Here is a 15,605-nt window from a genome sequence, read left to right as displayed (position 1 = left end):
TAGTGCTAATAAATATGAAAATATGATTGACCAACACGATTTAAAGCGTTAAAGTATTAAAGACGACATCTTTTAGTCAAAAACATGAATAAAAAGGGGTTATGGAGGGTATTTATGATCATCAAAGTTTTGTTACTTCTAGTTTTCTTTGCAACAATGCTGGCAATCGGTTTTATCTGTAGGAAGAATTCTACTGATGTAAACGGATTTGTTCTTGGTGGAAGATCTGTTGGTCCATGGGTTACAGCATTTGCTTATGGAACATCTTATTTTTCAGCTGTTATTTTCGTAGGTTACGCTGGCCAGTTTGGTTGGAAATACGGAATAGCTGCAACCTGGGTGGGCATTGGAAATGCGCTTATAGGTTCACTTCTTGCCTGGAGAATTCTTGGAAGGCGCACCAGAATTATGACTCAGCATCTTAATTCCGCTACTATGCCACAGTTCTTTGCTGCAAGATTTGGAGGAAACTCTCTTAAGATTGCTGCATCAATTATCACATTTATTTTCCTGATTCCTTACACAGCATCACTTTATAACGGACTTTCAAGGCTTTTTGGAATGGCCTTCAATATTGACTATTCAATCTGCGTTATCGTTATGGCAGTTCTTACCGGAATCTATGTTATTGCCGGAGGATATATGGCTACAGCAATCAATGATTTCATTCAGGGAATCATTATGCTTGTAGGTATAAGCGCAGTTGTTTTATCAGTTCTTGGAAGCAAAGGCGGATTCATAGCTTCACTGGATGGACTTGCAAGAATTACTGATGAGTCAGTTTCTACAACTCCCGGTATTTTTGCTTCCTTCTTTGGCCCGGATCCACTTAACCTTCTCGGAGTTGTAATTCTTACATCTCTCGGAACCTGGGGACTTCCTCAGATGGTGCAGAAGTTCTATGCAATTAAGAGTGAGAAGTCAATTTCAAAGGGAACAATCGTTTCAACAATGTTTGCTTTTGTTGTAGCCGGTGGATGCTACTTCCTTGGCGGATTTGGGCGTCTTTTCTCAGACAGAGTAGATATAGCTGCAGGCGGATATGATAGCATCATTCCTGCAATGCTTTCAGGACTTCCTGATATTCTCATAGCAGTAGTTGTGGTTCTTGTTCTTTCAGCTTCCATGTCGACACTGTCATCACTTGTTCTTACAAGTAGCTCAACTCTTACACTGGACCTTCTTAAGGGGCATGTGGTAAAAGATATGGATGAAAAGAAGCAGCTCTTTATCATGAGATTTTTGATCGTTGTATTCGTAGCTATCTCAGTAGTTATAGCTATCGTTCAGTACAGGCAGAATGTAACCTTTATAGCTCAGCTTATGGGTGTTTCATGGGGAGCATTGGCAGGAGCATTCCTTGCGCCATTCCTTTATGGACTTTACTGGAAAGGAACTACCAAGGCTGGCGTTTGGTGCAGTTTTGTATTCTCAACAGTAGTTATGCTTGCCAATATGCTTGTTAGAAGCAGTTTCCCGACTCTTTTACAGTCGCCTATAAATGCAGGTGCTTTCTGTATGATCGCCGGACTTGTTATTGTTCCTGTTGTATCTCTTTTCACCAAGAAACCGGATAAGTCACTGGTAGACTCTGCCTTCGCGTGCTATGATAAAGAAGTCATGGTACATCAGAGCGTTTCTCTGTCTGATGATGGAGAGAACGTAGCCTGATTTTTCATGGATAAAGAATTAATACGGGAATTCTTTATTTAGTAATAAGGGGGAGAAAAAGATGAAAATAAGACGAGCTAGAACGGGGGACATCGACAGTTTACTTGGGCTTCTTGGTCAGGTTCTTGAGATTCATGCGCACATTAGGCCTGACATCTTCATTTCCGGAACTACCAAGTATACGGAAGAGGATTTGCGCAAGATCATTGCTGATGACGACAGACCGATTTTTGTTGCGGTGGATGACAAGGATACGGTAATGGGATATGCATTTTGCATGCTTAAAAAGCAGCCATTTACGACTACGATGGTTCCTTTTACTTCAATGTTTATTGATGATCTTTGCGTTGATCAACGTTTTAGAGAACAGCGCGTAGGAATGAAGCTTTTTGAATACGTAAAAGAAAAGGCAAAAGAGCTGGATTGCTATGAGATAAGCCTTAATGTATGGGAAGGCAATGAATGTGCCCAAAAATTCTATGATAAGATGGGCATGAAGGTAAAAGAAACTCAAATGGAATATATTTTGTAATGTCTTAGGATATATGGCGGCAGGAGAAGATACTCCTGCCGCTTTTGCGTATTATTATGTGTGCTATAATATAAATGATAAAAATCTGTGGAAAGTGTGATTATATGGATACGGAAACCAGAACTAAGCTTAGAAAATATAATTCAAATATAGGAATCAGCGGATTATTTGTAATTTTGTATTCTCTTTGGGTGGCCATAAAATTGGTTTTATCAATTAAATATGGATCTGAGTCCTTACAGGATATCTTTGACGTTGATGAAGCGGAACTTGGTGATCTTGTAATTGTCTTTTGGGCTCTTATTTTTATTCTTTGCATAATTATTATTCTATTTCATTTTCGCATAGGCTTTGGAGCCATTAATTTTAGCAAAGCTTTTGATATTACCGGTAAAAAGAAAAGAAGAGCAAGGAAGGGCTTTCTTGTTTGGGCTACTATTTATGCGGTGCTGAATTTCTTTGGACTTTTTGCATATTTTAGGACGCCGATTGATATGCAGGAAATTGATACAGTTGTAGTTTCCATTTTGCTTGATATTACTTTTACTTTTATTTTATTTGACATGATCTATAGTTCTTTTAAGGTGCTGTCTATTCAAAAAGAATTAAAGAAAGGGTAATTATGCAGGAAGATTTTCATTACTATGCCACATATTGTGCCGCTTATCTTGCAGGCTACTCTCATGAAGAGGCATTGGATATATGTTATAGTGCTCAATTCGTAGATCTTTGTTCGAAAACTCTTTTAATAAAAATCAAAGCTCCTGCTTTAGCTGCAACTACGCAGCTTCAGTTAGAAATGATGGATTCCAGAACAGATATTTTGGGAATTCAGGACATAACCAGAATTTGGGCAGCATTCCATTTTTTGCCTAAGGATTTATATGCGCAAAAAGCGAAACGTACAAAGCTCTATATGAATAAATACAGGCTTATTTGTGGGCCGAACGGTGACCTTGTAGTAAAGACTGTTGAACTTGCCAAAAATAAGCCGCTGGCTTCAGTTGGAATTGCAATGCATGTTCTTGCTGATACCTGGGCACACAGTAATTTTGCGGGGACTCCGTCCCTTGTAATAAATAATGTCACTTCTGAAGTAAATGAATTTGTTACTTCAGAGGATGGGCAGGAGATTGAGAGAAGAATCAAATTCAGACATAATCCATCTGCTGCTGATGATTTGGAAAAGGGGCTATTTACTAACAGCCTATACCAGGGCGACGAAGAATCTATTATGAACCTTGGCCACGGAAGAGCAGGGCATCTTCCTGATTATTCATTTATAAAATACAGATATGTACCTGCCTGGAATGATTATGAGGATATTGTAAAAGACAATCCAAATGATTATATACACGCTTTTACCCAGATGATTAGAGCTATGAGGTATATTAGGGGAGATATTGATACATTTGATAAAGATACATATGATTTTGAAATCATAGAGCCTTATAGGGATAGGATAGAAGGTATTATCAGGAAAAGACAGCTTATAGCTTCAGATGATTGGAAAGCTTTTGGAGAAGAACTTTCAGGGGAAAAGATTCCTGATTTTGATATTGAAAAATATCAGGATGATTATATAAATGCCAATAAGAGAAACAAGCCCTTTACTTTTCTTGGGAGATTTATTATGGGAGCAATAGCCCATAAAGGCATGGTAGCTAATGAGATTTATAAATCCGGAAATCTTATTGCCGGTTTTACTAAGGAAATTAGTGTTGGAATACGCAGTGAGGAAGCTGTATGACAAGATTTCAGAAGATAAAAGAAGTTGTTGTTGCTTTATTTACAATAGCTTTATCTATTGTTCTTTTTGTTGCGGATGATTACGGATATTTGCTGATAATCGTTTTTCTTTCTCTGAGTCTGGTATTTATGGGTATAAAAGAACTTGCGTATTTCTTTTCGATGGCCAGATTTATGGTGGGAGGGAAGATTGTGCTATATAAGGGTATATTCTTTTTGGATATAGGTATTTTTACTAGTACACTTTTAGATCTGCCTGAGTCAGTTCTTTTAATATATCTGGCTATTATCCACGGATTCACAGGACTTGTTGAGATATTAAGAGTAATTGAGACCTTAAAATATGGTTCAAAATCCTGGAAGCTTAAATTTTCCCATGGACTTATCGATGTTTTCCTTGCTGTTGCCTGTATAGCATTTAGTAATTTACCTCAAACAGCTGTATATATTTATTGTTTCGGACTTCTTTATTCGTCTCTCATAAAGATTATTTCCGCATTCAGAAAAACTACTTTTGTTTACATTCAGTAAAAATAAGCCATTGCGTTTGCCTGGTACATGAAACGCAATGGCTTTATTATTTTGGAATGATTAGATATTTGCAATATCTTCCTGAGAAAGAATCTTAAGTCCTTTACCAGTAAGCTTTGCTTCAGCAGCTTTTGTATCAGCTACACGGAATATCATATATGCGTGGCCTTCTGTGCCTCTTCCGGGGAAAGCATACATATATTCAATATTAACTTCGGCAGTAGCAAATACATCCAGTAGTTTATCGAGTCCGCCTGCTTCATCCGGTATTTCTACAGCAAGAACAGGAGTGAGGCTTGCGACAAAGTCATTTTCTTTTAGCGTATTAACTGCTTCCAAGGCATCATCTACAATGATTCTGGCAATACCAAAATCCTTGGTCTCAGCAAGAGAAGTAGCACGCATATCAATATTATTCTTGGCCATAACACTGGTGAGCTTTTTAAGAGTGCCGGGCTTATTCTCGAGAAAGACGGATATCTGTTTTATACTCATATGATTTCTCCTGATTATGTTTGAATAATAAATGAGCAATTGTTTAGTAAATACCTCATTTATAGTTTACTATTTATGATGGCTTTTTTGTATAAAACTCATATTAAATCTTTGTTTAGATCTTACGTTTGTCTATAACTCTTACAGCCTTGCCTTCACTTCTTGCAATTGACTTGGGAGCCATGAGAGATATATGAACTTTGATACCAAGCATGGCATGCATATCAGTAGCAAGCTTCTTCTGGCGTTCCTCGATTTCACCGATGTTATCTGTGAACATCTCAGGGGTCATTTCAACCTGAACATCCAAGGAATCGGTATTGTTCTGACGGTCAACAATAATCTGATAATTGGCAGCATATCCGTTATTGAGAAGAACAGTTTCAATCTGGCTAGGGAATACGTTTACACCTCTGACAATAAGCATATCATCAGATCTTCCCATAGGTTTAGCCATTTTGATGAAGGTTCTTCCGCAGGAGCACTTGCCTCTTGTAAGCTTACAAATGTCTCTGGTGCGATATCTGAGCATTGGGAAGGCCTCTTTGTCTACAGCTGTAAATACCAGCTCGCCCTGTGATCCCTCAGGAAGAACTTCCTCTGTGTCAGGATCAATAATTTCCGCGATAAAGTGGTCTTCATTGATATGCATACCATTTTGCTCGCTGCATTCAAAGGCAACTCCGGGGCCTGAGAGTTCTGTGAGACCATAGATATCGAACGCCTTTATTCCAAGAGTCTTTTCGATATCCTGACGCATTTCTTCACTCCAGGCTTCAGCACCAAAGATTCCTGCTTTTAGAGGAATATCTTCAGGAGAATATCCTTCTTCTTTATAGCGCTCTGAGATATATGCAGCATAGCTTGGAGTGCAGCACAGGATAGTGGCCTGAAGGTCCTGGATGAACATCATCTGTCTGTCAGTGTTTCCTGAACTGATGGGAACAGTAAGACATCCAACTTTATGTGACCCACCGTTGAGTCCGGCACCGCCAGTAAAAAGACCAAATCCATAAGCAATCTGGCATACATCTTCGTTGCTTCCGCCTGCTGCCACAATTGCTCTGGCACAACAGTCTTCCCAAAGGTCGATATCATGCTGCGTGTAGAAGGCGACAACTCTTTTTCCGGTGGTTCCGGAAGTTGAGTGAATTCTGACACAGTCCTTCATTGGGGCACCAAGTAGTCCGGTTGGATATGCATCTCTAAGGTCCTTTTTGGACAGGAATGGGAGCTTGTGAAGATCATCAATGGATTTGATGTCATCAGGTGTGACTCCTTTTTCCTCCATTTTTTTGCGATAGTAGGGAACGTTGTCCCAAACTCTTTTTACCTGTGCTACAAGTTTTTCGCTCTGTATTTTTTTTATTTCTTCGTAGCTTGCTGTTTCAATTTCCTTTTGAAAGTATTGTTCCATTTTATGATTCTCCCGCCAACTTACAGCAATTGTTTATAGTATCAATTATTAGTTCTCAGAATAGTTTTTTCCCAATTCAAAAGCTTTTTTGTTCATCTCAAGGAACTTGGACGGAACATTTGCTTCCAGAGATTTCATCCACGCATCCTCGGGAAGGTCAAAGTAGTGAGAGAGTCTTCCTAAAAGTACGATGTTTACAGCCTTGGCAGAACCTGCCTGCTCTGCAAGAGAGAGGCAATCAAGAGCATCTACCTTGGCACCGGTAGCTTTTAATTTATCTACAAGTTTTTCTGGATACTGGGCAGCACCTGTAATAACAGGCATAGGATCAATCTGCTGGGTGTTAGTTACAATTTGGCCATCCTTTTTGAGGAATGGGAGCCATCTTGCTGCCTCGAGGGCCTCAAATGAAACTATGTAATCAGCCTCACCCTTATCGATTACAGGAGAGTAAACCTTGTCACCATAGCGAACATAGGTTACAACACTTCCGCCTCTCTGACTCATTCCGTGAACTTCTGAAACTTTTACGTCATACCCCTCTGATAATAGGAGATGACCAAGTAATTTGCTGGCAAGAAGTGATCCCTGACCACCTACGCCAACAATCATGATATTTTTGGTTTCCATTTTCTTATCCTCCTATTATTCAAAAGCTTTCTTGGGACAAAGCTGACTACATACATTACATCCAACGCAAAGAGTAGCATCAATAGTAGCCTTGCCATCCTTCATGGATATTGCAGGACATCCGATTCTCATGCAGGACTTACATCCGATACACTTATCCTTGTTAACATTAAGCGGAGGATTGTGCTTAACATACTTGAGCAGCGCACAAGGTCTTCTTGAAATGATTACTGAAGGAGCATCTGCTGCAAGTTCTTCTTTTAACACCTTTTCACATTCTTCAAGGTTGTAAGGATCAACAACTCTTACTCTTTCAAAGCCCATGGCTTTGCAGAGAGCTTCAAGGTCAATCTTGCCGGCAGGGTCGCCTTTTATGTTGTAGCCCGTTGTAGGATTCTGCTGATGACCTGTCATTCCTGTTATAGAGTTATCAACGATAACAATAGTGGAGTTTGACTGGTTATAAGCTACGTTTGCAAGACCGGTCATACCTGAGTGCATAAAGGTTGAATCACCAATTACAGCAACGGTCTTGTGCTCACTCTCAGAACCTCTTACTTTATTGAATCCATGGAGGGCACCAATAGAAGCACCCATACAAAGAGTCATTTCAATTGCTCCAAGAGGAGGAACGGCTCCAAGGGTGTAGCATCCAATATCACCAAGAACAGTACAATTATTCTTTTTGAGTGTGTAGAATAATCCTCTGTGAGGACATCCGGCGCACATTACAGGAGGTCTGTTTGGAATTTCTTCTGTAAGAGAATAAGAAGTAGCTGTTTCTTTTCCGAATGCATTGGCAATGAGTGTTTGTGAAAACTCATCAACAATTGGAAGAAGTTCTTTTCCTGTAACCTTTACACCAAGGGACTTGACGTGATTTTCGATGATTGGATCAAGCTCTTCAACAACGAATAACTGATCTACCTTTGAAGCAAAATCCTTGATCAGATTCTCGGGAAGAGGATTGGTCATTCCAAGCTTAAGAACAGATACGCTATCTCCAAATACCTCTTTTACATACTGATATGAAGTTGAGCAGGTAATGATTCCAATCTTGGTATCCCCCATTTCAACTCTGTTAAGAGGGCAGTTTTCTGCGTAGGATATTAAGTCCTTGGTTCGCTGTTCAACGATAGGGTGACGTTTTTTTGCGTTTCCCGGCATCATTACATACTTGGCGATATTCTTTTCGTATGGCTTATCCGGAACATTTCTTTCGCCTGTCTCAACGATAGACTGAGAATGAGCAACTCTGGTGCACATTTTAAGAAGAACAGGAGTGTCGTACTTCTCAGAAAGCTCGTAGGCAAGCTTGGTAAATTCCAGAGCTTCCTTGGAATCTGAAGGCTCAAGCATAGGAACTTTTGCTGCAATAGCGTGATGCCTAGAATCCTGTTCGTTCTGGGATGAGTGCATTCCTGCATCGTCAGCAACAACGATTACAAGACCTGCGTTAACTCCTGTATATGACATTGTGTAAAGCGGATCTGCTGCCACATTAAGACCTACATGTTTCTGAGCACAGAATGCTCTGCGGCCTGCAAGAGAAGCACCAAAAGCTGATTCCATAGCTACCTTCTCATTAGGTGCCCATTCGCAATAGATTTCATCATACTTAGCAGCTTCTTCTGTTACCTCAGTACTGGGTGTTCCCGGATAACTTGAGATAAAACAGACACCGGCCTCATAAAGACCACGGGCAACAGCCTTATTGCCCAGCATGAGCTGCTTACCATTTTCCAAACTCATGTAAATAACCTCCTACCAAAACTTCTTTTCATTTAAAAATATGCAAATCACAAACAAGTTTGCGATTTAAAGCGGTAAAGTAAACCCTTATAACAGAATAATAAATAAAACCAAGAAAATCAAGTGAAAATGCAAAGAGTGTTTGACCTTTGAGCATTTAACAAGTATACTAGACTTTAGTACTTTAAAGCGTACAAGAAGGGGATTACATATTATGCCGATTACAGATTTACTAGAAAGAAACAGTAAGCTCTATGGGGAAGAGGTTGCTCTGGTAGAGATCAATCCGGAAATAAGGGAGGAACAGAGAGTAACCTGGAAGGAGTACGAGCTTATTCAGCCTACATCAACGGCTTATTACAGACGTCAGATAACCTGGTCTGTATTTGATGAAAAGGCTAACAGAGTAGCCAATATGCTCATGGAAAGAGGCATTAAGAAAGGCCAGAAATGTGCCATACTTCTTATGAATTGTCTTGAGTGGCTGCCAATATATTTTGGAATTCTTAAATCAGGAGCTGTAGCAGTTCCGCTTAATTTCAGATTTACCTCTGAGGAAATTGATTATTGCTTGAAGGCTTCCGACTCGGATGTTTTATTCTATGGTCCTGAGTTTATCGGTCGAATCGAGGATATTGCACAGAAGATCAAAAAAGAGACACTTCTTTTTTATGTAGGAGATCAGTGCCCATCCTATGCAGATGACTATTACAGACAGGTATCCAATGCTTCATCTGTAGCTCCAAAGGTTCTTTTGGAGGATTCAGATGATGCTGCAATTTATTTCTCATCGGGAACAACAGGTTTTCCTAAGGCTATTTTACATATTCACACAGCTCTTATGCAGTCAGCCAAGATGGAAGCTATGCACCATGAGACCAAGCATGAAGATTGTTTCCTTTGCATCCCTCCTTTGTATCATACAGGAGCCAAGATGCACTGGTTTGGTTCACTATTTACAGGAAGCAGAGCAGTTCTTTTGAAAGGAAATTCTCCTGAAGCAGTATTCAGAGCAGTATCAGAGGAGCATTGTACAATAGTCTGGCTTCTGGTGCCTTGGGCTCAGGATATTCTAGCTGCTCTTGATAGTGGCAAACTTAAAATAGAGGACTATAAGCTTTCTCAGTGGAGACTTATGCATATAGGAGCTCAGCCAATTCCACCGAGCCTTGTAAGACATTGGCTCACATACTTCCCTAATCACAAGTATGACACCAACTATGGCCTTTCTGAATCCACAGGCCCCGGTTGTGTTCATCTTGGAATGGAGAATGTGCATAAGGTTGGAGCTATCGGTGTTCCGGGATATGGTTGGAAGACTAAGATTGTTGATGAGGATGGCAAGCCTGTTGCACAGGGCGAAATTGGTGAGCTTTGCGTAAAAGGTCCCGGAGTCATGGTCTGCTATTACAAGAATCCTGAAGCTACTAATGAGATTCTTAAGGATGGATGGCTTTTTACAGGAGATATGGCTCGCCAGGACGAAGATGGTTTCATCTTCCTTGTAGATCGTAAGAAGGACGTTATTATTTCTGGTGGTGAGAATCTTTATCCTGTTCAGATTGAGAGCTTCCTGATGAAGAATGATAAGATTCACGACGCCGCAGTTATCGGTCTTTCTGATCCACGTCTTGGTGAAATTGCTGCTGCAATTATCCAGGTAAAAGAGGGCATGACTCTTACTGAGGATGAAGTGGATGCGTTCTGTGTTGATCTGCCAAGATATAAGAGACCTAGGAAGATAATATTTGATCATGTTATCAGAAATGCTACTGGTAAAATTGATAAGCCTAAGCTTCGTCAAAAGTATGCCGGAGATCATCTGGTAGAAAAACAAAACCAGGCGTAATATTTGTAAAAAAATGTAAATATAAGATATAGTAACTTCTTTGTATCCAGAAGAACTTAATTGAAAATTATCGCTAGAAGACATCATTTACGAAAGTGATGTCTTCTTTTTCGTTAACTATGAATACAACTTAACGGATTTTCAAATGTTAAGTAAAATGTAACAAAAATAAAAATACAATTAAAAATTTCTTAAAAAACATTTACAGACGTAAACGATTAAGTTAATATAAATATTGAATTTACTGACAATTTATGTAAGTGTTTTCATTTTTGAGTAAAATCTTTAAAGAATTCAGAAAACTAGTAATTGTAGTCAGGATTTCAGACACAGTATTCAAGCGGCTTGTTGGAAACTAAATTTGTATTTTGATGATATCTAGCGCGCAGATATCGTTTAAATAATTATCAGACAATAATGTATAAGGAGGGAATGTGTTTTATGCATAAAGTCACAAAAGCTTTTTGCAAAAAAGCATTGGTGTGTTCTCTGTCAGCTTTTATGGTAGTAGGTGGACTTAGCTTTCCATCACTTAAGGTAGAGGCTGCAGGCAATTACAATTATGGGGATGCGCTGGCAAAATCATTGTTATTCTATCAGCTTCAGGAATCAGGTAAGCTTTCAGAGGAAACCTTATCTAGAACTAACTGGAGAGCAGATTCCGGATTGAACGATGGTCAGGATAATGGTCTTGATCTTACAGGTGGATGGTACGACGCAGGTGATAACGTTAAGTTTAATCTGCCTATGGCTTATTCATCTATGATCCTTGGATGGTCATATCTTAACAATCCTAAGGCATATACTCAGTCTGGCCAGGAAAAGTGGATGCTTCACGATATTAAGTGGGCTAATGACTATTTTGTAAAGTGTAACCCTGATTCAAGAACTTACTACTATCAGGTAGGTGATGGTGGAAAAGATCATGGCTTCTGGGGCGCTCCTGAGCTTGTTGAGCTCAAGATGGACAGACCTTCATACAAGGTTGATGATACTTCTGCAAATGGTGGTTCATGTGTTACTGGTGAAGCTGCAGCTTCTCTTGCAGTTGCTTCTCTTGTATTCAAAAACTCTAATCCTTCATTAAGTGCTACATATTTAGCACATGCAAAGACTCTTTTTGGAATGGCTGAAAGAGCTAAGAGTGATGCTGGTTATACAGCTGCTAGCGGATTCTATACATCTTACAGTGGATTCTATGATGAGCTTACACTTGCAGGCTGCTGGCTTTACAAGGCTACAGGTGACAAGACTTACCTTACAAAGGCTGAGCAGTATGCTGAGAACTTTGGTACAGAGTTCCAGGGTGGCACAGAGATGGCTTACTCATGGACAATGTCATGGGATGACACTCACATGGGCGCTTGCCTTCTTCTTGCAGAACTTACAGGTAAGGATAAGTACTATACAGCTATCGAGAACAGTATCGATTGCTGGAATGGTAAGCTTGCTGGATCAAATCCTATTACAATCAGCCCTGGCGGACTTTCATTCCTCAGCCAGTGGGGATCAGTTCGTTATGCTAACAACCAGGCTTTCATAGATGCAATCTATGTAGGACTTGATAAGGCTGACAGCCAGCACATTGCTGATGCTAATGCTTACATCGAGAGAACTGTTAACTACACACTTGGAAGTTCAGGACAGAACTTCATGGTTGGTTACAACTCACAGTCACCTAAGAATCCTCACCACAGAGCAGCTCATGGTTGCTGGTCAAACAACCTCAATGCTGAGCCTAAGACATCAAGACATACACTTGTCGGTGCTGTTGTAGGTGGACCAAGTGGTGCTAACGACAGTTACGTTGACGATCGTAGCGATTATATCGCTAACGAAGTTGCTTGCGATTATAATGCAGGCTTCACAGGCGCATGTGCATATCTCTATGAGAAGAATGGTTACGGCGCTGTAGCAACTCCAACTGCTATTGAGCAGACTGATGGAGGCGAATTCGTTCTTAAGGCTGGCATCAATGCTCAGGATAAGAACAATAAGATTAACTTTGTAGAGATCAAGGCTGTTATCGAGAACCATACAGCTTGGCCAGCAAGACTTTCAGACAACCTTACACTTCGTCTGTTCTTTGACCTTAGCGACGTTATCGCACAGGGCTACAAGGCTTCAGACATGACTGTTTCTACAACATACATGCAACACAAGGTTAGAATTTCTGACTTCAAGGAATCTGATCAGGCTGGTATCTACTATGTAGATGTTGACCTTACAGGCGCTCAGATCTATCCAGGCGGACAGAGCGAGTGCAAGTGCGAGCTTCAGCTCAGATTCACAGCTCCTGGTAAGTGGGATTATTCTAATAGCCCTTGCGTAAAGGGACTTGGCGGCACAAGCAATAATCAAATGACTACTCCTGACGGAATGCAGCTCTTTGAAGGTTCTAAGCTTGTTCTCGGCGAAGGCTATGCTCCTGAGCCTGTTGTAATTCCAGATCCAGTAGTTGTCGTAGATCCAGATCCTGTAGATCCAGATCCTACACCAGTTGATCCAGACCCAACACCTGTAGATCCAGATCCGGTTGATCCAGATCCAACTCCAGTTGATCCAGATCCAACACCTGTAGATCCAGATCCGGTAGACCCAGATCCAATCGTAATCGTTGATCCTACACCATCAGGTGAGGTTACAGCTGAGTACACACTCAATAACTGGGGCAGTGGCTATCAGGTTCTCATAAAGGTTAAGAACGATTCTGATTCTAGAATCAATTCTTGGACTCTTAAGGTTAGCAAGAAGGATGTTGGTATTGATTCAAGCTGGTGCGTAAATGTTGACGAGACTGCTGATTACTATGTAATCACACCTATGTCATGGAATGCATCTCTTGAGGCTGGCGGCTCAACAGAGTTCGGTGTTCAGGGTTCAAGCCACCTTGGAAATACAGTAGAAATTATTGCTGAAGGCAAATAATTAGCTATAACAGTTAATTAAATCTACATAATTCAGAGCCAAGGCTCGGAAAGTGCTATCTTTTCACCTTGGCTCTGATACCCTGAAAATGTTAATAAGGAGATATTTTAATGCATAAAGCAAGAAAATCTTTTTGCAAAAAAGCACTTATAGGAATATTGTCAGCTATGCTTGTTTTAAGTGCCACTAACTATTCATCAATCGGCGCAGCAGCTGCAAATACAAGTTCCACTGTAGCTACAGGTTTAACAACTGAATACACTATCAATAACTGGGGAAGCGGTTATCAGGTACTTATAAAAGTTAAGAATGAGACCGGTAAAAGAGCTGATTCATGGGCTCTTAAGGTTAATAAAAATGATGTGGGAATCGATTCCAGCTGGAATGTTAAGATTGTAGAAAACGGAGACTATTACGAGATTACTCCTATGGATTGGAATAAAACTATAGAAGCAGGACAGGCTGTTGAATTTGGTGTTCAGGGTTCAAGTCATGTCGGAACAAAGGTTGAAATACTTGCAAACGGTGAAATTTCAGGTGGTCAGCAGGTAGAGCCGGAGCCAACACCAACACCGGAACCTGAGCCAGACCCAACACCGACACCAACTCCTACACCGGAGCCAGAGCCAACTCCAACTCCTGAACCAGACCCAACACCAACACCAGCTCCTGAGCCTTATACAGGAGAGACCGGTGATGCTGTCCAGGGCGACGACTGGCTTCATGCTAAGGGCGGAAGAATCTATGATAAGTATGGACATGAGGTTTACCTTACAGGTGCAAACTGGTTTGGATTTAACTGCTCTGAGAGAGTATTCCATGGTCTTTGGAGTGCTAACATGAAAGATGTTGTAGAGGGCATGGCTGACCATGGTATTAACCTTGTTCGTGTTCCTATTTCTACAGAGCTTTTATTTGAGTGGAAGTCCGGCAAGAACGTTAAGGTTAATGTAAATACTTATGCTAATCCAGAGCTTAAGAGAGCTGACGGTTCTGACATGGGCTCAAGAGAAATATTCGATGTTTTCCTTGCTCTTTGCAAAGAGAATGGTATCAAGGTTATGGTAGATTGCCACAGTGCAGATGCTAATAACTCAGGACATAACTACAATGTTTGGTATGGCCCTAAAGGCTTTACTACTGAAGATTGGATCGAAGGATGGACATGGTTTGTATCTGAGTACAAGAACGATGATACAATCATTGCCTGCGACCTTAAGAACGAGCCTCACGGCAAATTCTCTCAGGCAGAAGCAGTTTCAGCAAAGTGGGATGATTCCATAGATGAAAATAACTGGAGATACGGTGCAAGCCGTTGCGGTAAGGCAATCCTGGATGTTAATCCTAACCTTCTTATCATGGTAGAAGGTATCGAGGAAACTCCAAGACCTGGTTATGACTACAACTCAGGCACACAGGATCCTAATGCAACAGAAGATCAGCTTAAGTACTATGGTGACTGGTGGGGCGGAAACCTTCGTCTTGCAGGTGACCTTCCCGTAGATCTTGGTTCATACCAGAGCCAGCTTGTATATTCACCTCATGACTACGGCCCACTTGTATATGAGCAGTCATGGTTCAAGAAGGACTTCTCTGAGAAGACTCTTCTTGACGATGTTTGGTATGACAACTGGTTCTATCTTCAGGATCAGAATATCGCTCCTATTCTTATTGGTGAGTGGGGCGGCTTTATGGATGGCGGCAGCAATGAGAAGTACCTCAATATCATGGCTAATTTCATTGCTAAGAACAAAATCAATCATACTTTCTGGTGCATCAATCCTAACTCGGGAGATACAGGCGGACTTCTTGAAGGCGACTGGGCTACATGGGATGCAGCTAAGTATAACATGATGAAGAAGACTCTTTGGTCTGATTCAAAAACAGGAAAGTTTGTTGGTCTCGACCATGAAATCCCTCTTGGATCAAATGGCGAAACAGTAACAGCTTATTACAGATAATTTCATTTCTTCATACACATAGTACCGGTCATTGCGAGCTTCGCGGTGGCCGGTATTACATTTTATATTATCTTTATTTGTACTTCGCAA

General features: G+C 40.6%; 12 protein-coding genes. 8 read left to right on the top strand and 4 right to left on the bottom strand.

The features are described from left to right. Window positions 1-114 precede the first annotated feature (114 nt). The 5 genes from G613_RS0108270 (at window position 115) to G613_RS0108250 (ending at window position 4,483) form a co-directional block, all read left to right on the top strand. Window positions 115-1,671 carry a sodium:solute symporter family protein gene (locus tag G613_RS0108270; RefSeq protein WP_029232221.1) on the top strand — a complete coding sequence of 519 codons (1,557 nt, stop codon included), beginning with the start codon at window positions 115-117 and terminating at the stop codon, window positions 1,669-1,671. A gap of 61 nt (window positions 1,672-1,732) precedes the next feature. Then, window positions 1,733-2,203, top strand: a complete 471-nt coding sequence (locus G613_RS0108265) for a GNAT family N-acetyltransferase (RefSeq protein ID WP_029232220.1) — start codon at window positions 1,733-1,735, stop codon at window positions 2,201-2,203. A 104-nt stretch (window positions 2,204-2,307) separates the two neighbouring features. Then, window positions 2,308-2,823 (top strand): hypothetical protein, encoded by a 516-nt coding sequence (locus tag G613_RS0108260; protein ID WP_029232219.1) that lies wholly within the window; start codon window positions 2,308-2,310, stop codon window positions 2,821-2,823. Window positions 2,824-2,825: 2 nt separating this feature from the next. Continuing rightward, on the top strand, window positions 2,826-3,953 hold the full coding sequence (locus tag G613_RS0108255; protein ID WP_029232218.1) for a DUF6765 family protein: 1,128 nt from the start codon (window positions 2,826-2,828) through the stop codon (window positions 3,951-3,953). Continuing rightward, window positions 3,950-4,483, top strand: a complete 534-nt coding sequence (locus G613_RS0108250; protein ID WP_029232217.1) for a hypothetical protein — start codon at window positions 3,950-3,952, stop codon at window positions 4,481-4,483. Before G613_RS0108255 ends, G613_RS0108250 begins: the two co-directional genes overlap by 4 nt. 60 nt (window positions 4,484-4,543) lie before the next feature. Here the strand turns inward: G613_RS0108250 and G613_RS0108245 are convergent, their stop codons facing one another. The 4 genes from G613_RS0108245 to iorA form a co-directional block, all read right to left on the bottom strand. Next, window positions 4,544-4,978 carry an acetolactate synthase gene (locus G613_RS0108245; protein ID WP_029232216.1) on the bottom strand — a complete coding sequence of 145 codons (435 nt, stop codon included), beginning with the start codon at window positions 4,976-4,978 and terminating at the stop codon, window positions 4,544-4,546. Between the two features lie 115 nt (window positions 4,979-5,093). Then, window positions 5,094-6,395 carry a phenylacetate--CoA ligase family protein gene (locus G613_RS0108240; protein WP_029232215.1) on the bottom strand — a complete coding sequence of 434 codons (1,302 nt, stop codon included), beginning with the start codon at window positions 6,393-6,395 and terminating at the stop codon, window positions 5,094-5,096. Window positions 6,396-6,443: 48 nt separating this feature from the next. Further along, complete coding sequence (locus G613_RS0108235; protein ID WP_029232214.1) at window positions 6,444-7,025, bottom strand: indolepyruvate oxidoreductase subunit beta; 582 nt, start codon at window positions 7,023-7,025, stop codon at window positions 6,444-6,446. A 15-nt stretch (window positions 7,026-7,040) separates the two neighbouring features. Beyond that, window positions 7,041-8,777 (bottom strand): indolepyruvate ferredoxin oxidoreductase subunit alpha, encoded by a 1,737-nt coding sequence (gene iorA, locus G613_RS0108230; RefSeq protein ID WP_029232213.1) that lies wholly within the window; start codon window positions 8,775-8,777, stop codon window positions 7,041-7,043. Window positions 8,778-8,991: 214 nt separating this feature from the next. Between iorA and G613_RS0108225 the strand changes: the two genes are divergently transcribed. The 3 genes from G613_RS0108225 to G613_RS0108215 all read left to right on the top strand — a co-directional run bounded on the left by G613_RS0108225 (window position 8,992) and on the right by G613_RS0108215 (window position 15,515). Further along, window positions 8,992-10,626, top strand: coding sequence for a class I adenylate-forming enzyme family protein (locus tag G613_RS0108225; RefSeq protein ID WP_029232212.1), 1,635 nt, complete (start codon window positions 8,992-8,994; stop codon window positions 10,624-10,626). A 441-nt stretch (window positions 10,627-11,067) separates the two neighbouring features. After that, window positions 11,068-13,554 carry a glycoside hydrolase family 9 protein gene (locus G613_RS0108220; RefSeq protein WP_029232211.1) on the top strand — a complete coding sequence of 829 codons (2,487 nt, stop codon included), beginning with the start codon at window positions 11,068-11,070 and terminating at the stop codon, window positions 13,552-13,554. Window positions 13,555-13,664: 110 nt separating this feature from the next. Beyond that, window positions 13,665-15,515, top strand: coding sequence for a cellulase family glycosylhydrolase (locus G613_RS0108215; protein WP_029232210.1), 1,851 nt, complete (start codon window positions 13,665-13,667; stop codon window positions 15,513-15,515). Window positions 15,516-15,605 lie beyond the last annotated feature (90 nt).

Source organism: Butyrivibrio sp. VCB2006, from assembly GCF_000420945.1.
Taxonomy (GTDB): domain Bacteria; phylum Bacillota; class Clostridia; order Lachnospirales; family Lachnospiraceae; genus Butyrivibrio.
Note: the sequence above shows the minus strand (reverse complement) of the source record. Positions and strands in the feature narration are given on the sequence as shown.